Origin of the sequence: Kribbella hippodromi, from assembly GCF_039531045.1 — a bacterium.
Taxonomy (GTDB): Bacteria; Actinomycetota; Actinomycetes; order Propionibacteriales; family Kribbellaceae; genus Kribbella; species Kribbella hippodromi.
This window is the reverse complement of record NZ_BAAAPH010000014.1, coordinates 108,882-132,879: the sequence shown is the minus strand read 5'-3', so window position 1 is coordinate 132,879 and position 23,998 is coordinate 108,882. Positions and strand designations below refer to the sequence as shown.

Annotated in this window: 21 protein-coding genes; 16 read left to right on the top strand and 5 right to left on the bottom strand. The window is 67.7% G+C overall.

Features of this window, described 5'->3' with window-relative positions:
* Positions 1-46: 46 nt before the first annotated feature.
* The 10 genes from ABD260_RS22120 (at position 47) to ABD260_RS22075 (ending at position 14,285) form a co-directional block, all read left to right on the top strand.
* Positions 47-1,495: a 3' terminal RNA ribose 2'-O-methyltransferase Hen1 gene (locus ABD260_RS22120; protein ID WP_344235824.1), complete on the top strand. Its 1,449-nt coding sequence runs from the start codon at positions 47-49 to the stop codon at positions 1,493-1,495.
* The gene (locus ABD260_RS22115) at positions 1,492-4,017 is read left to right on the top strand and encodes a polynucleotide kinase-phosphatase (protein ID WP_344235822.1); all 2,526 of its coding nucleotides are present in this window, start codon (positions 1,492-1,494) and stop codon (positions 4,015-4,017) included. The genes ABD260_RS22120 and ABD260_RS22115 overlap by 4 nt, the downstream gene beginning before the upstream one ends.
* An 872-nt stretch (positions 4,018-4,889) precedes the next feature.
* Positions 4,890-7,022, top strand: coding sequence for a glycoside hydrolase family 127 protein (locus tag ABD260_RS22110; protein ID WP_344235820.1), 2,133 nt, complete (start codon positions 4,890-4,892; stop codon positions 7,020-7,022).
* Complete coding sequence (locus tag ABD260_RS22105) at positions 7,019-8,728, top strand: ABC transporter substrate-binding protein (protein WP_344235818.1); 1,710 nt, start codon at positions 7,019-7,021, stop codon at positions 8,726-8,728. Before ABD260_RS22110 ends, ABD260_RS22105 begins: the two co-directional genes overlap by 4 nt.
* Complete coding sequence (locus ABD260_RS22100; protein WP_344235816.1) at positions 8,725-9,681, top strand: ABC transporter permease; 957 nt, start codon at positions 8,725-8,727, stop codon at positions 9,679-9,681. Before ABD260_RS22105 ends, ABD260_RS22100 begins: the two co-directional genes overlap by 4 nt.
* A complete protein-coding gene (locus tag ABD260_RS22095; protein WP_344235814.1) occupies positions 9,678-10,661 on the top strand; it encodes an ABC transporter permease in 984 nt (327 codons plus the stop codon). Before ABD260_RS22100 ends, ABD260_RS22095 begins: the two co-directional genes overlap by 4 nt.
* Positions 10,658-11,461, top strand: coding sequence for an ABC transporter ATP-binding protein (locus ABD260_RS22090; protein WP_344235812.1), 804 nt, complete (start codon positions 10,658-10,660; stop codon positions 11,459-11,461). Before ABD260_RS22095 ends, ABD260_RS22090 begins: the two co-directional genes overlap by 4 nt.
* Positions 11,458-12,282 carry an ATP-binding cassette domain-containing protein gene (locus ABD260_RS22085; protein WP_344235810.1) on the top strand — a complete coding sequence of 275 codons (825 nt, stop codon included), beginning with the start codon at positions 11,458-11,460 and terminating at the stop codon, positions 12,280-12,282. The genes ABD260_RS22090 and ABD260_RS22085 overlap by 4 nt, the downstream gene beginning before the upstream one ends.
* The gene (locus tag ABD260_RS22080) at positions 12,279-13,556 is read left to right on the top strand and encodes an alpha/beta fold hydrolase (protein ID WP_344235808.1); all 1,278 of its coding nucleotides are present in this window, start codon (positions 12,279-12,281) and stop codon (positions 13,554-13,556) included. Before ABD260_RS22085 ends, ABD260_RS22080 begins: the two co-directional genes overlap by 4 nt.
* Before the next feature lie 42 nt (positions 13,557-13,598).
* The gene (locus tag ABD260_RS22075) at positions 13,599-14,285 is read left to right on the top strand and encodes a GntR family transcriptional regulator (RefSeq protein WP_344235806.1); all 687 of its coding nucleotides are present in this window, start codon (positions 13,599-13,601) and stop codon (positions 14,283-14,285) included.
* A 91-nt stretch (positions 14,286-14,376) separates the two neighbouring features.
* Here ABD260_RS22075 and ABD260_RS22070 read toward each other — a convergent pair whose 3' ends face one another.
* Complete coding sequence (locus ABD260_RS22070) at positions 14,377-15,363, bottom strand: carbohydrate kinase family protein (RefSeq protein WP_344235804.1); 987 nt, start codon at positions 15,361-15,363, stop codon at positions 14,377-14,379.
* A gap of 118 nt (positions 15,364-15,481) precedes the next feature.
* Here ABD260_RS22070 and ABD260_RS22065 point away from each other — a divergent pair, with 118 nt between their 5' ends.
* From ABD260_RS22065 to ABD260_RS22045, 5 genes are all read left to right on the top strand, one after another.
* A complete protein-coding gene (locus ABD260_RS22065; RefSeq protein WP_344235802.1) occupies positions 15,482-16,117 on the top strand; it encodes an O-methyltransferase in 636 nt (211 codons plus the stop codon).
* Between the two features lie 91 nt (positions 16,118-16,208).
* Positions 16,209-16,853 carry an ABC transporter ATP-binding protein gene (locus ABD260_RS22060; RefSeq protein WP_344235800.1) on the top strand — a complete coding sequence of 215 codons (645 nt, stop codon included), beginning with the start codon at positions 16,209-16,211 and terminating at the stop codon, positions 16,851-16,853.
* Positions 16,850-18,448 (top strand): DUF6297 family protein, encoded by a 1,599-nt coding sequence (locus tag ABD260_RS22055; RefSeq protein WP_344235798.1) that lies wholly within the window; start codon positions 16,850-16,852, stop codon positions 18,446-18,448. Before ABD260_RS22060 ends, ABD260_RS22055 begins: the two co-directional genes overlap by 4 nt.
* Before the next feature lie 153 nt (positions 18,449-18,601).
* A complete protein-coding gene (locus ABD260_RS22050; protein ID WP_344235796.1) occupies positions 18,602-18,937 on the top strand; it encodes a PadR family transcriptional regulator in 336 nt (111 codons plus the stop codon).
* Between the two features lie 2 nt (positions 18,938-18,939).
* On the top strand, positions 18,940-19,512 hold the full coding sequence (locus ABD260_RS22045; RefSeq protein ID WP_344235794.1) for an HAAS signaling domain-containing protein: 573 nt from the start codon (positions 18,940-18,942) through the stop codon (positions 19,510-19,512).
* Here the strand turns inward: ABD260_RS22045 and ABD260_RS22040 are convergent.
* The 4 genes from ABD260_RS22040 to ABD260_RS22025 form a co-directional block, all read right to left on the bottom strand.
* Complete coding sequence (locus ABD260_RS22040; RefSeq protein WP_344235792.1) at positions 19,500-19,805, bottom strand: nucleoside triphosphate pyrophosphohydrolase family protein; 306 nt, start codon at positions 19,803-19,805, stop codon at positions 19,500-19,502. The genes ABD260_RS22045 and ABD260_RS22040 overlap by 13 nt on opposite strands.
* Positions 19,806-19,914: 109 nt before the next feature.
* Positions 19,915-20,880 carry a peptidoglycan recognition protein family protein gene (locus tag ABD260_RS22035; RefSeq protein WP_344235790.1) on the bottom strand — a complete coding sequence of 322 codons (966 nt, stop codon included), beginning with the start codon at positions 20,878-20,880 and terminating at the stop codon, positions 19,915-19,917.
* A 143-nt stretch (positions 20,881-21,023) separates the two neighbouring features.
* Positions 21,024-21,398, bottom strand: coding sequence for a hypothetical protein (locus tag ABD260_RS22030; protein WP_344235788.1), 375 nt, complete (start codon positions 21,396-21,398; stop codon positions 21,024-21,026).
* A gap of 30 nt (positions 21,399-21,428) precedes the next feature.
* The gene (locus tag ABD260_RS22025; protein ID WP_344235786.1) at positions 21,429-22,478 is read right to left on the bottom strand and encodes an LLM class flavin-dependent oxidoreductase; all 1,050 of its coding nucleotides are present in this window, start codon (positions 22,476-22,478) and stop codon (positions 21,429-21,431) included.
* A gap of 104 nt (positions 22,479-22,582) precedes the next feature.
* Between ABD260_RS22025 and ABD260_RS22020 the strand changes: the two genes are divergently transcribed.
* Complete coding sequence (locus ABD260_RS22020; RefSeq protein ID WP_344235784.1) at positions 22,583-23,986, top strand: DUF2252 domain-containing protein; 1,404 nt, start codon at positions 22,583-22,585, stop codon at positions 23,984-23,986.
* Positions 23,987-23,998 lie beyond the last annotated feature (12 nt).

The following is a 23,998-nucleotide window of genomic DNA, read 5'->3' as shown; positions in this document are numbered from 1 at the left end:
GGTAATCGACGTGTCCGGTGGACGCTGTTCGTGATCGAATACTCCGGTGTTCCTCACGCTTGGTACCGATCTGGCCGGACTGGATGCTCCCGCGAGCGATTTCGGGTTCCTGTTGCACAAGAACCCCGCGCGACCGCAGGCGATCGGCATCACCGGGGGATCGGCCCATGTGTTCTACCCTGAGGCCACGGACGAGCGGTGTACGGCGGCGGTGCTCCTGGAGATCGACCCGATCGGGCTGGTTCGCTCCGGGCGCGGGAAGGCGGCGGAGGGATTCACCCTCGGGCAGTACGTGAACGACCGCCCGTACGCCGCGTCCAGTCTGCTCGCGGTCGCGCTCGGCAAGCTGTTCCGTACCGCGATGAACGGCCGCTGCGACGCGCGCCCCGAGCTTGCGGCGCGTCCGTTGCCGCTGGAGATCCACGTCCCGGCGCTCCCGTGCAACGGCGGCGCCGAGTTGGCCGAGCGGTTCTTCGCGCCGCTCGGTTGGACCGTCGACGCGCGCCCCGTCCCGCTCGATCCGGAGATCCCCGCGTGGGGCGATTCGCGGTACGTGGACCTGCGGCTGACCGGCGTACTGCGGCTGGCCGATGCGCTGAACCACCTGTACGTGATGCTGCCCGTGCTGGACGACGCGAAGCACTACTGGGTCGGATCGGACGAGGTCGACAAGCTGGTCAAGGCCGGCGAAGGCTGGCTGGCCGCACATCCCGAGAAGGACCTGATCTCGCGGCGCTACCTCGCCCACCGCCGGTACCTGGCCGATGCCGCGCTGGAGCGACTGGCTGAGGTAGATGGTCAGGAGCTTGCCGAAGAGTCGGCGGAGGAAGGTTCGGTTTCGCTTGCGGTCGAGCGGCGTACGGCGGTAGCGGGCGTGCTTCGTGAACTGGGCGCCCGCCGGATCGCCGACCTCGGCTGTGGTGAAGGCGCCCTGGTCGGTGAGCTGCTGAAGGACCCGATGATCGGCGAACTGATCGCGACCGACGTGTCGGCGCGGGCGCTGATCTCGGCGAAGCGGCGGCTGCGGTACGACGATCTGCCCGACCGGCAGCGCGATCGGCTGCGCTTTCTGCAGTCCTCGGTGACGTACTCCGACGAGCGGCTCGCCGGCCTGGACGCGGTCGTGTTGATGGAGGTCGTGGAGCACGTCGATCCGCCGCGGCTGCCGGCGTTGGCGAAGTCGGTGTTCCAGGCGGCGCGTCCTGCTGCGGTTGTCATGACGACGCCCAACAGCGAGTACAACGTGCTGTTTCCGTCGCTGCCCGCCGGGAAGTTCCGGCATCCGGATCACCGGTTCGAGTGGACTCGGGCGGAGTTCGAGGACTGGGCGCGTGGGGTCGCGTCTTCTTATGGCTACGTGGTCGAGTTCCGTCCGGTCGGTGCGGTCGATCCGGTGCATGGGGCGCCGACGCAGCTGGCGCTGTTTCGTTCGGAGTCGGGGTCGGGGTCGGAGTCGGATTCGGGTTCGGGTTCGGGTTCGGAGGAGGCACGATGACTCGGATTGATGTACCCGCGCTCTCGCTCATTGTGCTGGTCGGGGCGAGCGGGTCCGGGAAGTCCACGTTCGCGCGGAAGCACTTCCTCGGTACCGAGGTGATCTCCAGCGACTTCTGCCGTGGGTTGGTGTCGGACGACGAGAACGACCAGGCGGCCACGAAGGACGCCTTCGAGGTGCTGAACTTCATCGCCGGGAAACGGCTCGCGGCCGGGCGGCTGACGGTCATCGACGCGACCAACGTCCAGCCGGACGCCCGGAAGGAACTGGTGAATCTGGCCCGGGAGTACGACGTGCTCCCGGTGGCGATCGTGCTCGATCCGCCGGAGCGGGTTTGTGTCGAACGGAACGAGCAGCGGGCGGATCGGCAGTTCGGGTCGAAGGTGATCGTCCGGCAGCGGTCGCAGCTCAAGCGCGGGTTGCGCAGTCTGAAGCGCGAGGGCTTCCGGCACGTACACATCCTGTCCGATGTGGACGAGATCGATGCCGTGAGCATCGAACGGACCCGGCTGTACAACGATCTGACCGATCGGACCGGTCCATTCGACGTGATCGGCGATGTGCACGGGTGCCGTCCGGAGCTGGAGCGGTTGCTCACGGAGCTCGGGTACGCGTTCACTCGCGATGAGGCGGGGCGGCCGGTTGACGCCGTACACCCGTCGCGGCAGGCGATCTTCGTCGGCGACCTCGTCGACCGTGGTCCGGACAGCCCGGGCGTGCTGCGGCTGGTGATGGGGATGGTGGCGAACGGGCATGCGTACTGCGTGCCGGGTAACCACGAGGACAAGCTGCTGCGGGCGCTTCGCGGGAAGAACGTGAAGATCAGCCACGGGTTGGAGACCACGCTCGAGCAGTTGGCTCTGGAGTCTTCGGAGTTTCGCGATGAAGTGATGACCTTCATCGACGGGCTGATCTCGCACTACGTGTTCGACGACGGCAAGCTGGTGGTTTCCCATGCCGGTCTGGTCGAGCGCATGCATGGGCGTACGTCGGGGCGCGTCCGGTCGTTCTGCTTGTACGGCGAGACGACCGGTGAGACCGACGAGTTCGGGCTGCCGGTGCGGTACCCGTGGGCGAACGATTACCGCGGTCGCGCGACGGTCGTGTACGGGCACACGCCGACGCCCGAGCCGGAGTGGATCAACAACACGATTTGCCTGGACACCGGTTGCGTCTTCGGTGGCTCGCTGACGGCGCTGCGGTACCCGGAGCGTGAGCTGGTTGCTGTGCAGGCGGCCGAGGAGTACTACGCGCCGGCGAAACCGTTGCATGTGGCAACTGCTCCGGCGCGGGAACCCGACGTACTCGAGCTGACCGACGTGACCGGCCGGCGGGTGATCGAGACCGCTACGCACGGCCGGTTGAGTGTCCGCGCGGAGCAGGCTGGTGCGGCGCTGGAGGTGATGAGCCGGTTCGCGATCGATCCGCGGTTCCTGCTGTACCTGCCGCCGACGATGAGCCCGGTCGCCACGTCCCCGGAGCCGGGGGTGCTGGAACATCCGCGGCAGGCGTTCGAGACGTACCGCGCGCAGGGCGTGACGGAGCTGGTGTGCGAGGAGAAGCACATGGGCTCGCGGGCGGTGGTGCTGCTGACGCGGGATGATTCCGTTGCGGAGAGTCGGTTCGGGCTCGGCGGTCGGGGTGCTGTTCATACCCGGACCGGGCGGTCGTTCTTTGACGCTTCGCTGACCGATGAGCTGTTGCTTCGGCTGCGGTCGGTGGCGGAGCGGGCCGGGGTGTTCGATGAGTTGGACACCTCGTGGGTGCTGCTCGACGCCGAGTTGCTGCCGTGGAGCGCGAAGGCGGAGGACCTGCTGCGGAATCAGTACGCGGCGGTGGGGGCGGCTGCTCGTACATCCTTGCCTGCGGCAACTGCTGCGCTGCGGTCGGCGGTTGGTGCTGGTCTGGACGTGGGTGACCTGCTGGGGTCGGTGGAGCGGCGGTTGTCGAATGCGGAGCGGTTCACGGAGGCGTACCGGCGGTATTGCTGGCCGACCGATGGGTTGGACGGGGTGCGGCTGGCGCCGTTCCAGGTGCTGGCTTCCGAGGGGGCTACGTACCAGGAGCAGCCGCATGCTTGGCACCTCGGGATCGCCGATCGGATGGTTGCCGCGGGCCCCGAGGTGGTGACGCCGACGCGACGGTTGTTCGTTGACGCGGACAACTGGGATGCCGGGATCGCTTGGTGGGAAGAGCTCACCGGCGCCGGGGGAGAGGGCATGGTGGTGAAGCCGGCCGCCAACTTGGTCCGGACGGCGAAGGGGTTGGCGCAGCCTGGGTTGAAGGTTCGCGGACAGGAGTACCTGCGACTCATCTACGGCCCCGACTACACCGATCCCGCAAACTTCACCCGCCTCCGCGACCGCAACCTCGGCCACAAACGCTCCCTCGCCCTCCGCGAGTACGCCCTAGGCCTGGAGTCCCTCGAACGAGCCGCCCGCGGCGAACCCCTCTGGCGCATCCACGAATGCACCTTCGCCGTCCTCGCCCTCGAATCCGAACCCATCGACCCCCGCCTCTGATCCCACCCACCCACGACACCCCGCCTCTAACCCACCCGCGCCATCCCCACCCAGCTCACCCGCGCCATCCCCACCCAGCTCACCCGCGCCGCCACCACCCGCGCCGCCACCACCCGCGCAGGCCGACTGCCATTTCAGGGGTGAACATCTGCCCTTGTCCGTTCGCCTCCCGCATGCGGATGGTGAACGGGTGCGTTCGGAGGTTCACCCCTCAAGTGGCGGTCGGCGAGCACCTACGCCAACGCCACCACACCACCCGCGTCGGCGAGCACCTGCGTCAACACCACCATCCTCGCCAGCAACCTTCCGCCCCGCGAGCACGGGCTTTGCGAGGGCGCCGGCCCCGGGGGACATCCGGGCCCACTGCGCGGGGTGGTGGCGGGCGATCTCGCCTACGGAAGGTGATTGGGTGGTGACGGTGGGGGTTGTATCCGGCGTGTAAACGTCTTTGGTGGGCTCTTGGCAAGGTGTGACATTGCACTTAAGGTCTGTGCAATGTCACACGGCACTGGAGTCGCATGGTGAGTGAATCGGCACGGACAGCGGCAGATGCGCAGGTCGGCGCGGCGCGATCGGCGCCTGACGCACGGGCAAATGCGGTGCCTCCGGCGGCGGATCCGCAGGCAGATGTAGTACCTCCGGCGGTGGATGCACGGGCAGATGCGGTGCCCTCGGCGGTGGATGCGCGGACAGGTGCGGCGCGGCCGGCAGTGGATTCGCAGCCAGGTGTAGTACCTCCGGCGGTGGATGCACTGGCAGGTGTGGTGCGCGCGGCGACGGATGTACGGGAAGGTGTTGTGCGGGCGGCGACGGATGCGCGGGGGGCGGGTGCGGTGCGTCCGGCGACGGATGCGCGGGAAGGTGTGGTGCGCGTGGGGACGGATGTGCGGGCGGGTGTGGTGCGTCCGGCGGTGGATGTGCGGGCGGGGGTGGTGCGGCCGGCGGTGGATGTGCGGGTGGGGGTGGTGCGTGCGGTGCGGGTGGAGTTGGGTGGTGGGTTGTTGGGGGAGTGGCAGGAGCGGAATCGGCGTGCGACCATCCCGCACGCGATCGCGGAGCTGCGGAAGGCCGGCAACGTCGACAATCTCCGTCGGCTGATCGACCCATTGGTCGGTCCGTACCGCGGCCGGTATCCCTTTCTGGACACGGATCTGTACAAGACCCTCGAAGGTCTCGCCTACGAGCTCGGACGTGACGACCCACCCGCCGGCGCCCGCGCGTTCTTCGACGAAGTAGTCGGTCTGCTCGAACAAGCGCAAGCTCCCGACGGGTACCTGAACTCGTACTTCCAGGACCCCGACCAGCCCAAGCAACCGTGGTCCGACCTCGGCTGGGGGCACGAGCTGTACAACCTCGGCCACCTGATCCAGGCAGCCGTCGCCGCGAACCGGCAATTGTCGGATAGCAGATTGTTGACAATCGCCCGGCGGTTCGCCGACCTCGTCGTCCGGAGGTACGGCCCCGACGGCGAGGAGATTGTCGACGGTCATCCCGAGGTGGAGATGGCGCTGGTTGAGCTTTATCGTGAAACCGGCGAGGCCGGCTACCTGACCCAAGCGCGGTTGTTCGTCGATCGGCGCGGGCAGGGCAAGCTCGAGCACACGATCTTCCCTGGCGAGTACTTCCAGGACCACGTGCCGTTCCGGGAGCTCCCGTCGGTGACGGGGCATGCGGTACGGATGGCGTACCTCGCGGCCGGTGCGACCGATGTGTACCTCGAAACCGGCGACACGACCCTGCTCACCGCACTGGAACGGCTGTGGGACGACATGGTCGCGACCAAGCTGTACCTCACCGGCGGACTCGGCAGCAGGCACTCCGACGAGGCGATCGGCGACCGGTACGAACTGCCGTCCGAGCGCGCGTACGCCGAGACCTGCGCGGCGATCGCGACCATGCAGTGGGCGTGGCGGATGTTCCTCGCCACCGGCAAGGCGCGATACGTCGACGTGTACGAAACCGTGCTGTACAACGCGTATGCGGTCGGGCTTTCGGCTGATGGCAAGGCGTTCTTCTACGACAATCCGCTGCAGCGCCGCCCCGACCACGAACAACGCTCGGGCGCCGAGGCCGGCGGCGAGCCCCTTCGCCGCGCCTGGTTCGGCTGCCCGTGCTGCCCACCGAACATCATCCGCTGGATGTCCGAACTCCAGGATCATGTCGCGGCACACACCGCTGACACCTTGTACGTCGGTCTCTACACCGATGCACAAATCGCCACCCCCGACGTCGCCGCCACAGTAGCCACCAGCTACCCGTGGGACGGCGCCGTCACGATAACCATCACCAAGGCCCCAACCACCCCACACGTAATCGCCCTACGCCTCCCAAGTTGGTCGACAGACGCCCACCTCACCATCACCCACCCGGAAACAACTCCGGTGGGTCCAGGTGCGGTTTGCGGGACGGCGGTGGGGGATGTGGAGGTGTTGTGGGGGGAAGGTGCCCGAGGTGTTGACGGGGTGGTTGTTGAGGGTGGGTGGCTGGTTGTTCGGCGGGGGTTTGTGGCGGGGGATGTGCTTCGGCTGACGTTGCCGATGGGGGTGCGGGCGCATGGGGTGCATCCGTACGTGGATGCGGCGCGTGGGGCGATCGCGGTTGCTCGTGGGCCGCTGGTTTATTGCGTTGAGCAACAAGATGTGGCTGCCGCGGTTGATGATCTGGTGCTTGGTCCGCGGGCGGTTCAGGAGGCGGCCGTTCGTCGGCAGGACGATCACGTGGTGCTCGAGCTGACCGCGGGCGTCGCACCTCCACCACCACCCGAGCTTTATCCCGTTCTGACCGACCCACCCAAGGACACCACCAGTGGTCAGGCTGTCCGCGACCGCGCCGTTGGGCAGAACCCACCGCTCGACCGCGCCGTTGGACAGAACCCACCGCTCGACCGGCTCGACGGCAGCGCCGCCGGGCGGGTGGCGGCGGTGTTTGTTCCGTACTTCGTTTGGGGGAACCGTCAGGCCCGCGCGATGCGTGTGTGGCTGCGAATCGAGAGAGACGAGCGATGAAGAGAACTTCCAGGCTGACCGGTTTGATCGGGATCGTCGCGTCCGCGGCGCTGGCGTTGACGGCATGTGGTGGTGGCGGTGGTGGCTCCAGCAGCAATGGAGGGTCGGCCGGACCAGGAGCGAAAGCCCAGCAGGGTGGCACCTTGCAAGTGCTGGCGAATGCCGCCTTCTCCCACCTCGACCCGGCCCGCGGCTTCGACGGCGGTGTCAACAATTTCTATCGACTCGTCTACCGCACCCTGACCACCCAAGGCGCGGCACCGGGCGCGGACGGCACCAAGATCGTCCCGGACCTCGCGACCGACACCGGCAAGACAACCGACGGCGGCAAGACCTGGACGTTCACGCTGAAGGACGGACTGTTCTTCGAGACCGGCGCACCGATCACCAGCGCGGACGTGAAGTGGGGCGTGTCCCGGGCCTGGGATCCGGAGATCGGCATCGGCTCGCCGTACGCCAAGCAGCTGATCGAAGCGCCCGCCTCGTACCAAGGCCCGTACAAGTCCGGTGAATTGTCGACAATCGACACTCCGGACGCGAAGACCATCGTGTTCCACCTGAAGAAGCCGTTCGCCGACTTCGGCAGCGTGGTCGCGCAGAACACCTTCAGCCCCGTACCGAAAGGCCAAGGCGCCGGCAACGCGCTGGACAGCAAGCCGATCGCGTCCGGCCCGTACAAGGTCGCCGAGTACAAGCCGGGTGCTTCGCTGAAGCTGGTCCGCAACGACAAGTGGGACAAGAAGACCGACGACGTACGGACCGCGAACCCGGACGTCTTCCAGTGGACGTTCGGCCTGGACCCGGCCACCATCGACGAGCGGATGATCGCCGGCCAGGGCACCGACGCGAACGCGATCGCCGGTACCGTGCAGGCCGCCAGCGTGGCCCGCATCCAGACGCCGCAGCTCAAGCAGCGGACGATGACCGGAAGCAACGGCTGCACCACGTACATGGGCCTGAACTCGACCAAGAAGCCGCTGGACAACGTGAAGGTCCGGCAGGCGATCAACCTCGCCATCAACAAGCAGACGGTACGGGACGCCGACGGTGGTTCCGCGCTGGCCGAGATCGGGACCAGCATCCAGCCGCCGACGATCACCGGCCGGGTGGACTACGACCCGTACCCGAGCCCGGACCACAAGGGCGATGTGGACGGCGCCCGCAAACTGCTCACCGAGGCCGGGTTCGGCAACGAGTTCACGATGACGCTCGACACCCGCGCGCAGCCGAAGATGCAGGCGATGGCGGTGGCGATCCAGCAGGCGCTCGAGCCGCTCAAGATCACCGTCAAGATCAACACGATCGACACCGCCACCTACTACGAGGTGATCGGCACGACGTCGCAGCAGCACGACGCGGCGATCACCGGCTGGTGCCCGGACTGGCCGTCCGGTGCGACCTTCCTGCCGCCGCTGTTCGACGGCCGCAACATCACCCCGAAGGGCAACACCAACCTGTCCCAGCTGAACGACCCGGGTGTGAACGCGAAGATCGACGAGATCGCCAAGCTGACCGATGTTGCCGCGGCCAACAAGGCGTACGGCGAACTGGACAAGCAGATCATGGAGCTCGCGCCGGTTGTCCCGCTGGTGTACGAGAAGGTGCTGATGCTTATCGGCAGCAACATTGGTGGCGCCTACCTTCATGACGGGTTCTCGGGCGGTATCGATCTGGTGTCGGTCGGTTTGAAGGACGCCGGGAAGTGACAACCGGCCCGACACTTGCCGAGGTCGAGGAGGTTGGACCGGCTGCTCCGCCGGCGGGCCCGCCGGCCTCGGGTAAGCGGCTGCTGACCACGATCACGCGGGACAAGGGCGCGCTGGCCTGCCTGGTGTTCCTCGGGATCGTGGTGCTGATGGCGATCGCCGCGCCACTGATCACCAAGCTGAGCGGCTGGGGACCGTACGCGTTCGACTCGGCCGCGATCAACTCCGACCTGGGCGGTCTGCCGCACGGTGCGCTCGGTGGGATCAGCGGCTCGCACTGGTTCGGGGTCGAGCCGCAGAACGGCCGCGACCTGTTCGCCCGGATCGTGTACGGCGCGCGGGTATCGATAACAATCTCATTGTCTGCAACTTTGCTGACCGGGATTCTCGGTGTCGTCCTCGGCATGCTGGCCGGCTTCTACCGCGGCTGGGTGGATCAGGTGATCTCCCGGGTGATGGACTTCCTGATGGCGTTCCCGGCGCTGATCTTCATGATCGCGATCCTGTCCTCGCTGCCGTCCGGGAACCGCCCGGTGCTGCTGGTCGTGGTGATCAGCGCGTTCGGCTGGCCGTACCTGGCCCGGGTGATCCGCGGTCAGACGATGACGCTGGCGAACCGCGAGTTCGTCGAGGCGGCGCGGGCGTCCGGGGCGAAGGACACCCAGGTGGTGTTCCGCGAGATCCTGCCGAACCTGCGCGGCTCGATCGTGGTGATGACGACGCTCGCGATTCCGGGGTACATCGGCACCGAGGCCGGACTGTCCTTCCTTGGCGTCGGCGTCGCGCCGCCGACCGCGTCCTGGGGCCAGATGATCGCGAGCTCGGTCAGCTGGTACTCGGTCGACCCGATGTTCTTCGCGATTCCGGGCGCGTTCCTGTTCCTCACCGTACTTTCGCTGACCGTTCTCGGCGACAAGATCCGGTCCGGTATCGACCAGGGGGAGGCCGCATGATCCGCTATGTACTCGGCCGGCTCGGTGGGGTCGTACTGATTCTGCTGGCCGTCTGCCTGTTCACGTACCTGATCTTCTTCAAGCTCTCGCCGGACCCCGCGGTGATGATCTGCGGCAAGACGTGTACGCCGGACCGGATCGACTCGATCCGCAACGTACTCGGGCTGAACCAGCCATTGCTCACCCAGTTCTGGGAGTTCCTGCGCGGGATCTTCGCGGGGCGTGAGTACGGATCGGTTCACTGCTCGGCGCCGTGTCTCGGGTACAGCTTCCAGACCAATGAATCGGTGTGGAGCATGATCACCGCGCGGCTGCCCGTGAGTATCACGGTCGCGGTCGGTGCCGCCGTACTGTGGCTGCTCGCCGGTGTGATCGGCGGTCTGGTCAGCGCGGTCAAGCAGGGTACGTGGTGGGACCGTACGGCGATGGCGCTCGCGCTCGGCGGTGTCAGCGTGCCGAACTACGTGCTCGCGCTGGTACTCCAGTACGTGCTCGTGGTGAAGCTGCAGATCCTGCCCTTCCCGTCGGCGGTGTCCTTTGTTGACAATCCGATTGTCTGGTTCGAGTCGTACCTGATGCCGTGGGTGGTGCTCGCCGTCGGGTACGCCTGTCTGTACGCGCGCCTGACCCGGAGCAACGTGATCGACACGCTGTCGGAGAACTACTTCCGGACCGCCCGCGCCAAGGGACTGAGCAGTTCGCTGACGATGCGTCGGCACGCCCTCCGCCCGGCGCTGACACCGATCACCACGATCTTCGGCATGGACTTCGCCGGGCTGCTCGGTGGTGCGCTGATCACCGAAACCGTGTTCGGGCTGAACGGGATCGGCAAAATGGCGGCCGACTCGATCGCGAAGAACGATCAGCCGGTGATCATGGCGGTGACCCTGCTGGCCGCGTTCTTCGTTGTCATCGGCAACGTTGTGGTCGACCTGCTGTACACCGCGCTGGACCCACGGGTACGGGTGGTGTCGGCATGAGCGACGAATTGTTTGTTGTTGACAATCTGACCGTCACCCTGCCGACCAGCCGCGGACCCGTCGACGTGGTGAAGAACGTTTCGTTCACGGTCGGCCGGGACGAGACGGTCGGGATCGTCGGCGAGTCCGGCTCCGGCAAGTCGATGACCGCACTCGCCGTCCTCGGCCTGCTGCCGCGCGGCGCGCGCACGAGCGGCAGCGTCAAACTGGAAGGCACCGAGCTGCTCGGGAAGCCGGACCGCGACCTGCGCTCCGTCCGCGGCAACGCGATCTCGATGGTGTTCCAGGACCCGCTGTCCTCGCTGAACCCGTACTACACCGTCGGCCTGCAGATCGAGGAGATGTACCGCACGCACCGCGGCGGGACGCGCCGCGCCGCCCGCCAGGTCGCGATCGAGGCACTCGACCGGGTCCGCATCCCCGACCCGGAACGGCGCGTCGACCACTACCCGCACCAGTTCTCCGGCGGTCAACGGCAACGGGTGATGATCGCGATGGCGTTGTGCTGCGGTCCGGCGTTGTTGATTGCCGACGAACCGACAACCGCGCTCGACGTGACTGTCCAGGCGCAAATCCTCGAGCTGCTCAGAGAACTGCAGTCCACCACCGGCACCGGCATGGTGTTCATCACCCACGACCTGGCCGTGATCAGCTCAATCGCCCAGCGCGTACTGGTGATGCGCTCCGGCGACCCGGTCGAGTACGAAACGGCGGAGCAGCTGTTCTCGGAGCCGCGGCACGAGTACACCCGGATGCTGCTGGACGCCGTACCCAGGATCGATGACGAGGTGGCGCCATGAGCTTGCTGGAGGTGCGCGGGGTGACCAAGGAGTTCGTCACCCGCGGCGAAGGAGCGATGGCGCGGAAGTCGGTGTTCACCGCCGTCGACAAGGTGAGCTTCGAGGTCGCCCTCGGCGAGACATTGTCGATTGTCGGCGAATCGGGGAGTGGAAAGTCGACAACCGCACGGATCGCGGCCCGGCTGCTGGACCCGATCGGCGGCAGTGTCGTCTTCGACGGTCAGGACGTGACCCGGGCGCGCGGCAAGGACCTCGCGCGGTTCCGGAACAACGTGCAGGTCGTGTTCCAGGACCCGTTCTCGTCGCTGAACCCGCGGTACACCGTCGAGCGGATCGTCACGGCGCCGCTGACGTATCAGGGCATCACGCCGAAGGGCGGCCGGCAGGCGTACGCGCAGGAGCTGATGGAGCGGGTCGGGCTGAACCCGGACCACTGCCGGCGGTACCCGGCGCAGTTCTCCGGCGGTCAGGCGCAGCGGATCGGGATCGCCCGCGCGCTCGCGGTGAACCCGAAGCTGGTGATCTGCGACGAGGCGGTGTCGGCGCTGGACGTGTCGATCCAGGCGCAGGTGCTGGAGTTGCTGATGCGGCTGCAGCGGGAGAGTGGGTTCAGCTACGTGTTCATCGCGCACGATCTGGCGGTGGTACGGCAGATCTCCCAGCGCGTCGCGGTGATGAACCGAGGCAGAATCGTGGAACTGGGGACCCGCGACCAGGTGTTCGGTGCCCCGCGCGACGAGTACACGAAGACGCTGCTGGCGGCCGTACCGAGAATCAATCCGGAATGGGACGCCAAACGCCGACAGAAAGAGGCGACGTGATCAGCTACACCATCCCAGGCCTGCACGTACGCGAGCACACCGCGGAGGTACCGCTGGACTGGGCCCAGCCCAGCGAGAAGATCACGGTGTTCGCGCGGGAGCTCGTTGATCCGACTCGCAAGGACGAGGACCTGCCGTGCCTGCTCTTCCTGCAGGGCGGTCCGGGTGGCAAGAGCCCGCGGCCGCTCGGCGCGGTCGGCTGGGTCGGCCACGCGCTGAAGACACATCGCGTCGTGTTGATGGATCAGCGCGGCACCGGTCGCAGTACGCCGGTCAGCGCGCGCCGGATGGCCTCAATGTCCGCGGAGGACGGCGCGGCGTACCTGGCGTGCTTCCGGGCCGACTCGATTGTCGCGGACGCGGAGCACTTGCGTACGCAGGTCTTCGGCGGGCGTCGTTGGTCGACCCTCGGCCAGAGCTACGGCGGCTTCCTCACCATGACCTACCTGTCGAAGGCGCCCGAGGGTCTGAGCGCGTGCTACGTGACCGGCGGCCTGCCGTCGATCACCCCGTCGGCCGCCGAGGTGTACCGGCGGACGTACCCGCGGGTCGCGGCGAAGAACCGGGAGTACTTCCGTCGCTACCCGCACGACATCGGGCAGGTCAGCCGGATCGCCGACCGGCTGGCCGAGTCCGACGTACGCCTGCCCGACGGCGACCGGCTGACAGTTCGTAGATTGCAGACAATCGGACTGGATTTCGGCATGAAGCCCGGGTACGAGCGAGTGCACTGGATCATCGACGAGGCGTTCGACGGCGACGAGCTTTCGGACACCTTCCTCGCCCAGCTGCAGACCGGGACGTCCTTCCTCGGGAACCCGCTGTTCGCCGCCCTGCAGGAGAGCGCCTACGGCAACGGCGACGGCGCGACCGGGTGGGCGGCCCAGGCCGAGCGGCCGCGGCACCCGGAGTTCGCCGAGGACGCGCGGCCGCTGCTGTTCACCGGCGAGATGATGTACCCCTGGATGTTCGAAGAGATCCGGGGACTTCGGCCGTTCCAGGGCGCGGTCGAGCTGATGGCGCAGCGGCAGACCTGGCCGGAGCTGTACGACCCGGAGCGCCTCGCGGCCAATGAGGTACCGGTCGCCGCAGCGGTCTACTACGACGACATGTACGTCGACTCGGGCTTGCAGCTCGAAACGGCGAGCCGGGTCGGGAACGTACAGGCCTGGGTGACGAACGAGTACGAGCACGACGGCCTCGGCACCGACCGCGTGTTCGAGCGGCTGACCGAGCTCGTTGCCGCCATCGGGGGTGGCCTCCGGGATCGGTGACGTCCGGTGATCCACAATAGGCGGCGACCCAGGAGGTGAACGATGGCTGCCGACTCGATCGGGCCGCTGCCGAGCGTCCGGCCGCTGGCGCACCGGGAGAACCTGCGCGACAGCGTCGCCAACGCGCTCCGGGCGGCGGTGATCTCCGGTGAGTTGCAACCGGGTGAGGTGTACTCGGCGCCGACGCTCGGCGCCCGGTTCGGTGTCTCCGCGACACCGGTCCGGGAGGCGATGCTGGACCTGGTCCGCGAGGGCCTGGTGATCTCGCTGCGGAACAAGGGCTTCCGGGTCACCGAGGTGTCCGACGCGGATCTCGACGACGTGGCGGCGGTCCGGCAGCTGATCGAGCCGCCGACAGTGCGCGCGGTCGTGCCGGTGATCCCCGCGGCGGACCATCCGCGGCTGCGCGAGCTGGCCGAGGACATCGTGGTGGCGGCGGAGGCGGGGGACCTGATCGCGTACATCGAGGCCGACCGGGTCTTCCACGTCACCCTGCTCGCGTACTCCGGCAACCAGAAGCTCGTCGACGTCGTGTCGGACCTGCGGTCACAGACGCGGCTGCTCGGCCTGACTCCGCTGGTGGAGAGCGGCCGGCTGGTACGGTCCGCGACCGAGCACCACGACCTGATGGATCTGGTCGAGGCAGGCGACGCCGAAGGCGCCGAACAGCTGATGCGCCGCCACATCGGCCACGTCCGCGGCCTCTGGGCCAGGTCAGCCCAGGACTAGCCGGCCCAGGACTAGCTGGCCCAGAACTAGTCGGCGCAGGGCTAGCCGGCGCGATCTTGGCGGCGCCGGCTGAGGTGGAGGGCAGTTCGGTTCAGGACGGCTGACTGCCCAGCGCCTGCTTGGCGGTCGCGGCCGCGTCGGCGCCGTACGCGCCGGTGAGCCGGTCCAGGAACGACGGGTGGTCGAGCGTGTACTCCTGCGTGCCGACCGTCTCCAGCACCGTGGTCGCCAGCGTGCAGCCAAGGTGCGCCGACGCCTCGTGGTCGAGCCCGGCCGCGCGACCCGTCAGGTACCCGGCGCGGAACGCGTCGCCGCCACCGGTCGGGTCGACCAGGTTGGGTACCGGAACCGCCGGCACCTTCGCGAGAATCCCGCTCGCGTCCTCGATCACCACACCGTCGCCGCCGTGCGTGGTGATGCGTACGCCGACCCGCTCGAGGATCTCCTGATGGCTCCATCCCGTCTTCTGGGACATCAGCCCGGCCTCGTACTCGTTGCTGAACAGGTACGCCGCGCCGTCGATCAGGTGCCGGATGTCCGTACCCTCCATCCGCGCCATCTGCTGGGACGGATCGGCCGCGACCGCGATCCCGTGCTGCTTGGCCAGATCGGTGTGCTTGATCATCGCGTCCGGATCGTCGGCGCCGACCAGTACCAGGTCGATCCCGCCCGCGGCCTGATGGATCGCGCCGAGATCGAGCTCCCGCGCCTCGGCCATCGCGCCGGTGTAGAACGAGGCGATCTGGTTCGCGTCCAGGTCGGTCGTACAGGTGAAGCGGGCCGTGTGGACGTCGTTGCAGACGCGTACGTGCGAAATGTCGACGCCCGCCTCGGTCAGCGCCGCGCCGTACTCGGCGAAGTCCGCACCGACCGACCCGACCAGCACCGACGGGAAGCCGAGCTGCGCCATCCCGTAACAGATGTTCGCGCCGACGCCACCGCGGTGCACCACCAGCTCGTCGACGAGGAACGACAACGAGACCTTGTGCATTTGTTCTTCGAGGAACTGGTCCTTGAACCGCCCTGGGAAGGTCATCAGGATGTCGGTCGCGATCGATCCGGCGACGGCGATGCGCATGCTGGGTGCTCCCTTGGTTGGGCAGGCTTGGTCAGCGGCTGAGTGGGGCGGTGTCGGTCGGGCTGGACAACCCATAGAGACTACAGGCGACCGATCTAATACACGGAGGCGGGAAATCATGGGCCATCAGGTAGCTGTGACCGAGGAGCTGCACGACTACATGGTCGCGCACGGCATGCCGCTGGACCCGATCGCGACCGAGCTGGTGGCCGAGACCCAGACGCTCGGCGATGCCGCCGTGATGCTGACCACCGCCGACCAGGCGGCGCTGCTGACCACGCTGACCCGGCTGATCTCGGCCCGCCGCGCGGTCGAGATCGGTACCTTCACCGGCTTCTCCGCGCTGGCGATCTCCCGCGGGCTGCCGGACGACGGGCAGCTGATCTGCCTGGACGCGAGCGCCGAATGGACCGCGATCGGCCGCAAGTACTGGGAGCGGGCCGGCGTCGCGGACAAGATCGAGCTCCGGATCGGTGACGGTCATGAGCTCGCCGCCGCGCTGGATGGGACGTTCGACCTGGCCTTCGTGGACGCCGACAAGCCGGGGTACATCGACTACTTCGAGCGACTGGTCACGCTGGTACGGCCGAACGGGCTGATGCTCTTCGACAACACGCTCGCCCGCGGCCGGGTGGTGGACGCGGACGGTCCGGCCGACCGCAAGGAGTTCAACGCCCATGTCGCCGCCGACGACCGGGTCGACGTCGTGATGCTCGGCATCGGCGACGGCCTCACGCTGGTCCGCAAGAAGTGACGTCCGGGCACTCCGACGACTGCTGAACCGGCGTCCGGCGCCGCAGTTGCTGGGCACTCGGATACCCGCCTGAAGTGATGGAAGGTTTTTTGTGAGCAAGAAGGTGGCGCCGCGGCTGGCGGTGCAGGAGTTGCAGCACAAGTACGGCGACCGGCCGGTGATCGAGGGGCTCACCTTCAACCTGGCCGCCGGCCAGGCGATCGCGCTGGTCGGGCCGAACGGCGCCGGCAAGACGACGGTGCTGAAGTGCATCGTCGGTGCCGCCGCGCCGGCCGCCGGCAAGATCCTGCTCGACGGCGTACCGATCGACGAGCGGGCCGAGGCGGTCCGCCGGGATGTCGCGACCCTGCTCGACGACCTGGACTTCTTCCCGGACCTGACCGCGGCCGAGCACCTCGATCTGCTCGCCCGCGCGCACGGCAACGCGTCGCCGGAGGATCTGGTCGACACGATCCTCGACGACATCGGCCTGCTGCCGGCCGCGGACCAGCTGCCGGGTTCGCTCTCGTCCGGTCAGCGCCGCCGCCTCGCGCTGGCGACCGCCCTGGTCCGCCCGCGTACGCTGATGGTCCTGGACGAACCCGAGGCCCGGCTCGACACCGGCGGCGTGCAATGGCTGTCGGACCGGTTGGTCGAGGAGAAGAAGTCCGGTACGTCGATCCTGTTCGCCAGCCACGACCCGGCCTTGGTCGAAACAGTCGCCGACTCCGTCGTCACGCTCACCCCGCTGCCATGAGTTCGGCGGACGGGCCGGTGCAGTTCGACCCGGCGGATTTCGGGACGATCCCGTCCTCGCGGGCGTTGCGGCAGTGGATGCGTACGACCCGGCGACGGCACGCGGATCGGTCGTTCTGGCAGATCTTCGAGGACATCTACCTGGTCCTGTTCACGCTGGCGATGGCCGGTGCGACCGGTGGAAATGTCGTCCATCACCTGAACAACAACGCCGCCCGGTGTACGTCCTGGAGCTGCGGCGAGCTGATCCAGTGGATGCCGTGGATCATCATTCCGTTGCTGCTGGCAACCACCTTGCGGATGCTGCTCGCGATCGGCCCGGTCTCGGCGACGCGGGCGAGTGGGTTCTGGTTGCTCGCCACACCGGTCAGCCGGTCCGCGCTGCTGCGGCCCGCGTACCGGTTGGTGGTCGCTACCGTCAGCGTGGCCGGGTTTGTCGTCGGGGCGCTGATCTGGGCGTTGCTGGGCGCGCCGCTGCTGGAGGTGCTCGGGGTCGCGGTGCTGATCAGTGCGCTGCTGGTGTGTACGGCGATGGTGACCGTGTGGGCGCAGCAGACGACACCTCGGTCCCGGTGGACGCTCCGGGTCGCTGATCTGTTGCTGATCGCGGCGGTGATTCCGGCGGTGATCCTCGCGTTCCACAAGCGCTCGTCGAGCACGGCAGGCAGCAGCTTTGTCGGCGTTCAGACATACACGGATCTCGTCGACGAGTACGGCCATGTGACGCTCGGTCTGAGGGCGGTCCCGCACTCGAGCGTCAGCAGCTCCGGTCAGTCGCACGTGCTCCTGCTGCTGGGCGCGGTCGCCGTCGTGGTGGCGGTCGTTCTCGCCTTCGTCACGTCACGGACGCTCGCCGGACTCAGCCGTACCAGCGTGATCGCCGGCGGCGAACTGCTCGCCGGGCTCGCGGGCGCCGCGAGCAGTCTCGACATCAGCATGCTCGGCGACGTGATCTCCGGCCGGCATTGGCGGTTGAAGGGCCGCGTCCGGTCGCGGCGCGGCCGGGGGGCGCGCGGCGCCGCGATCGTACAGCGCGAGTTCCTTCGCGTACTCCGCTGGCCGCGCCGGCTGGTGATCGGCGCCGCGCTACTCGTCGTCCCGTACGCGGTGGCCGGCGCGGGCTTTCATGTCCTCGTCCCGATCGCCGCTGGTTTCGCCGGGTTCGTTGCCGTCCGCCCCTTGCTCGACGGGCTGCGTACCGCGTGCCGTTCGACCGGGCTGGTCCGTGCGCTCGGGATGGATCTACGGGAACTCCGCGTCGTGATGGCGGTCGTCCCCGGGCTGACCGCGATCCTCTGGTCGGTGCTGGCGGCGCCCGCGATCGGCGACGGGGCGGCGACGTTCGCGGTGGCGGCCGGCATCATCGCCGGTTCCGTACGCCAGGCCTCCGGGCGCCCGCCGTCGTACGGGGGACCGCTGGTCACGTCGCCGATGGGTGCCATCCCGCCCGGTTTGTTCTCGCAGCCGGCGCGGGGGTTCGACCTGTTGCTGGTGTGCCTGGCTCCGGTGCTGTTCAACCTCAGCTCGACCTGGGTGCTGGCGATTCCGGCGTTCGTCCTGACCATCATGTTCGCCATCCGCCCCAAGACGGACTGACCGGCGCCTGGCTGGGCGTCTGGCTGGGCGTCTGGCCGGGCGACTGACCGGGCGCCTGGCCGGGCGCCTGACCGAACCCGTCGGATCCGGCTGATTGGCTGACGCGGCAGGCGCACTTGCTGGATGCTGGCACGGACAGGTACCTTGTATCGCATGGTAGCGGAAAAGGTCTTCACCCAGCTGCGCCGCGGCACCCTCGAGTACTGCGTGCTGGCGTTGTTGCAGGGAGAGCCCCGTTACGGTTTCGAGTTGGTCAAGGCGCTGGGCGAGGTCGACGGACTGGTGACGACCGAAGGCACGATCTACCCACTGCTGGCCCGGCTGCGACGGGAGGGGCTGGTGGAGACGAGCTGGCGCGAGTCCGAGTCCGGTCCGCCGCGGCGGTACTACACATCGACGGCGGAGGGCAGCCAGGCATTGGCCGCGTTCACGGCGGACTGGCAACGGTTCTGCGCCTCGGTCGACAAGCTCTTGCAGAGTGGGAGATAGGGATGAACGTGGAGCAGGACAACGACCGGCTGGTCGACGCGTATCTGAAGGACCTGGCGAAGGCGGCCGAGCAGTTGCCGGCGTCCCGCCGGACCGAGCTGATCGACGACATGAAGGCGCACATCGCCGAGGAGCGTGCGGCCGGCGCGACGTCGGAGAGCGAGATCCGGCAAATCCTGGAGCGCCTCGGCGACCCGAAGGAGATCGTCGCCGCGGCCACCGAAGGCCTTGTCCTGGTGGAGGTTCCGCCGAAGCTGCGCCCGCTCGACATGGCCGCGCTCGCGGTGGTGTTCTTCGGCCCGTTCCTGCCGGGCATCGTGTTGCCGGCGGTCGCCTACATGATCGGCATCGGGATGCTGTGGATGTCGAACCGCTGGAACGTCGCGTGGAAGCTCGTCGGCACGCTGAACTGGCCGCTGTCGTACGCCGTCCTGCTGGGCCTGGAGGTCACTGTCCAGCCGCAGATGCGCGTGAGCTTGACCGTCGACATCCTCATCACTGTCGCCCTGCTGGTCGCCATGGTGGTGGTGGCGAAGGCCCCCGCGAGCGAACGCCGGAGCACTCAAACCTCGTAGGCAAGCCACTTCCGGTCGACCTCCGCGGGGAGGTCGACCTGGTGCTGACGAGCGAAGAGCAGCAGCTGGCAGAGCACGTCGGCGAACTCCTGGTGGAACGTGTCCCGGATCTGCTCTTCGCTCAGTCCTTTGGCACGAGCGCGACCGGTGTGCTGCAGGTACGCCTGGGTCAGCTCACCGACCTCCTCCTGCAGTTTCAGCAGGAACCAGTCGGGGTCGCGCTCGAAGCCGAGCCACTCTCCGTACCGGATCGAGATCTTCTCCAGCCGCTCCGGCAAGCTCTCCAAGTCCACCGCACCACCCAACCAGGACCCACCGACAGTCCGCGCCGAGGACCATTTGAGGGGTGAACGTCGCGGAGCGTCCGTTCACCCCTCGCATCCGGCCGGTGACCGGGCAATGTCAGGGGTTGACCCCTGAAACGGGGCCCGGAGCCGCAGCGTCCGGAGCGGCGTCGGCACCAGCGTCCGGAGCAGTGTCGGGGGTGGTGTCTGGAGCAGTGTCGGGGGTGGTGTCGACGGGTGGGAAGGGGTCGAGGTCTGTGGTGGGGAGGGGCGGGTCGGTGTTCGGGTCGGGTGTGGGTGCCGGCTCCGGGGTGGCCGGGGTGCCGTCGGTTTGCAGGCTCTTCGGGGCGGTCGCCCAGACCGCGGCGGCCGCCCGGGCAGCATCCGCGGCATCCGTCTGGCGCTCGTAGTTCTTGATGTCCATCGTGTACGCCTTCGCGACCGCGGTCAGGTCGCGGCGCAGCTGCTTGTGCACCCAGAGCGCGTACGCCTGCGTACGGGCCTCGATGAAGTTCTTCAGCTCCTGCATCTGGGCGGGGGTCATGTCGTCCTCCGGGTGACCTGGGGTGTGGCCTGGGGTGAAGTCGCCGCGGGCGATCGCGGCGCGGGCGGGATCGCCGGGGCAGTCGGTCGGCTCCGGGCGTACCGCTGAGTGCGGCCGGATCGCGGTCCCGCGGGGATAGATCCGGCGGAAGTCGGCGATCACCGCGCGGGTGGTCGCCTTCATCGCGGCGGTCGGCTGTTCACCGGTGACCAGGATCAGCAGTACCGCGCCGTACCGTTCGTTCACGTCGTTGTCGCCGTTGGCGCCGGACTGGGTCCGCAGACCGCGCAACGTCCAGGCGCGCCCGGCTTGGTCGACCGCCACCTGGTAGGCGATGTCGGACCAGCCGCGGCTGTCCATGTGGTAGTCCTGCCAGCCACGCAACGCGGACGCGACCGCCGCTTTGGTGTGGATGACTTTCGTCGACCCGGTGCCCGGCCAATGAATGACCGCGCCTTGGACCCGGGACACGGTCAGGTTCCCCGGCCCGCCGTTGGGTGGTCGCGCGTTCCACGCCGACCGGGGCAGATATTCGACCATCGCTGCTCCTCACATGCCTCACTACGCCACATACCCATTGTTGGCGCAGGGTAATCAACCGATCACACTCGGCATGCAAGCGTCAAGCGGCGACGACATCCTTTCAGGCGCAGGGGTTCGCCGGAGCGTACGCGACCTTGCATCTACTCGGTCGCGGCGAGTTCGCGGCAGATGTACGCGAGTTCGAGCGCCGATCGCAGATCCGGCAACCGCAACGCGGCCGACACCTTGTCGCCGGTCACCCGGAACAGCGTCGCCACCCGCGTCGGCGCCGTGCTGTCCGGCCAGCTCGCGTCCTCCTCGACGACCATCAGCCGCGTACTGATCGGATGCCACGACCGCGGTACGAGCCGGATGCCCGACCGCTGCACCCAGTCCGCGAAGCCGGCCGGCGTGATCGGCCCGGCCCCTTTCGGCCCGAGCACCACGACCGGGTCGCTCACTACTTCGGTGACTGCTTGCAGATCGCCTTCGTTGACCCGCTCGTGCCAGCGATTGATCGCTCCTTCAAGATCCATGTGGTGCAGTCTATGCGATACGCATAGATGTCAGCGGAGCAGGGGAAGGAGCTGATCGCCGATGCGGACGGTTTCCTCGCGGTACGGAGTGTCCGAAAGGATGAAGTGCGTGACGCCCAGCTCGCGGTACTTGCGCAGAGACTTGGCGACCTCGTCGGGGGAGCCGACCAGCCAGGTGGTGCCGGCGCCGCCACCGCCGTACTTGCCGGGTGCCGTGTAGAGATTGTCGTCGAGCACTTCGCTACGCTCGGCAAGTGCGAGCAGGCGTTGCTGTCCTTCGGCGCGGAACCAGAGGCCGTCGCGTTTGCCCTGCGCTTCGGCCATCTTCGCGACCTTCGCCTCGGCGTCGGCCCAGGCTTGTTCACTGGTGTCGCGGACCAGCGTGGTGATCCGCAGGCCGAACTCGAGGGGCGGATGTTCGCGGCCGAGCTCGTTCTCCAGTTCGCGCAGCCGGGCGATGCGGGTGGCGATGCCGTCGAGCGGTTCGCCCCAGAAGAGTTGTACGTCGGCATCAGTCGCCGCTACTCGTTGGGCCGCATCGGATGCGCCGCCGAAGTACAGCTTGGGATGCGGGCGTCCGGGGCGTACGACCGGACGGGTCGCGACTGTTGATCCGGTCACCGCGAAGTACTCCCCGGCGTACGTGACATCCTCCTCGGTCCACAATCGCCGGACCAGTTGGAGGAATTCCTTCGTACGGGCGTAGCGCTGCGGCTGATCGCCTTCGCTGTCGCCGTACGCCGCGAGGTTGTCCTGTCCGGACACGATGTTGATCAGCAGCCGGCCGCCGGTGAGCTGATCGAGCGTACTCGCGGCGGAGGCAAAATGTGCCGGATGCCAGTAGCCGGGGCGGATCGCGGCGAGCGGCTGGAAGGTGGTGGTGCGCGCGGCGAGCGCGGTCGCGACCGTGAACGTGTCCGGCCGGCCCCACCCGGTGCCGATCAGCGCACCGGCCCAGCCGTGATCCTCGGCGAGCCGCGCCAGCTCGGTGAGCCGATCGATGCCGTTGTGTCCCTGGACGGTGTCGTCGCCACGATGGCCGGGCTCAACTTGGTTCGGAAGGTACCAGAGAAAGGTCATGCAAAGCAGCTTAAGTTCACTTGATTAGTCAACATTGGCGGTCTCGCTGACTGGTCATCGCGTCGGTGCTGGCAAAAGCCGGCCGGCTGGGTGACGCTGACGGTATGGCTGAAGAGCTGAGCGCGAAGGAGCGGGCGGCACGGGGCAAGGCCGTCCGGAAGCAGGTGCCGCTCGAGTCGCACGCCGAGGTGCGGCTGAGTACCGACCGTGATCCGGTCGGTCTGCTGATGACTCAGGACGCCGACCGCGTACCCGACTTGGTGCCGATCCGGTACGGGCGGATGCTCGTGTCGCCGTTCACCTTCTACCGTGGCGCCGCGCTGGTGATGGCGGCCGACCTCGCGCAAAGCACGCCGACCGGCCTCACCGTACAAGCCTGTGGGGACGCCCACCTGTCGAACTTCGGCGCGTACGCATCGCCGGAGCGCCGCCTGGTTTTTGACATCAACGACTTCGACGAAACGCTGCTGGGCCCGTTCGAATGGGATGTGAAACGGCTGGCGGCGAGTTTTGTCGTGGCCGGGCGGGACAATGGATTCACGGCGAAACAGTGCCGGGAAGTGGTGGCCACGGTCGTACGCCATTATCGCGAAACGCTGCGGGGATTCGCTCGGCAGCCGATTCTTGCGGTCTGGTACGCGCGAATGGACATGGAGGATCTCGCGGCGCGGTACAAAGCGACCTTGTCGTCGGGGCAGCGGAAACGCAAAGCCGTCAAGGCGGCGGAGGGAAAACTCGCCAAGGCGTACACGCGGAACAGCATGCAGGCGATCGGGAAACTCACCACGATGGTCGACGGTCATCGCCGGATCGTGTCGCAGCCGCCGTTGGTCGTACCGATTGACGAGCTGACCGATATCGATTCGGATCAGCTGCTCGCGCAATTGCGGCGGCTGATCGCGGAGTACCGCGGGACTTTGCAGGAGGATCGGCGGCGGTTGCTCGACAACTTCCGGCTGGCCGATGTCGGGCACAAGGTCGTCGGTGTCGGCAGCGTCGGGACGCGCGCGTGGATCCTGCTGCTCGAGTCGACCGTCGCGGACGAGGCGCTGCTGCTGCAGGCGAAGCAGGCGGGGCCTTCGGCGTTGTCGGCGTACGTGCCACGGGTTTCGAGCCATGCGAATCAGGGGGAGCGGGTGGTGGTCGGGCAGCGGATGATGCAGGCCGCGAGTGACATTTTCCTTGGCTGGTTGCGGGCTGACACCACCGATGGCGAGCAGGACTATTACGTACGCCAATTGCGTGACTGGAAAATGTCCGCCGATATCGACGCGCTCAACCCTGAAGCGATGACGCTGTACGCACAACTCTGCGGCTGGACTTTGGCGCGGGCCCATGCCCGTTCCGGCGATCGCTTCGCGCTGGCCGGGTACCTGGGCAAATCCACCCGCTTCGACGAAGCAATCACCAGATTCGCGGAAACGTACGCGGATCAAACCATCAAAGACCACGATTCCCTGACCGCCGCTGCGGGCACGGGCCGAATCCAAGCTCAAGCCGGCATCTGACAACCGCTGGAC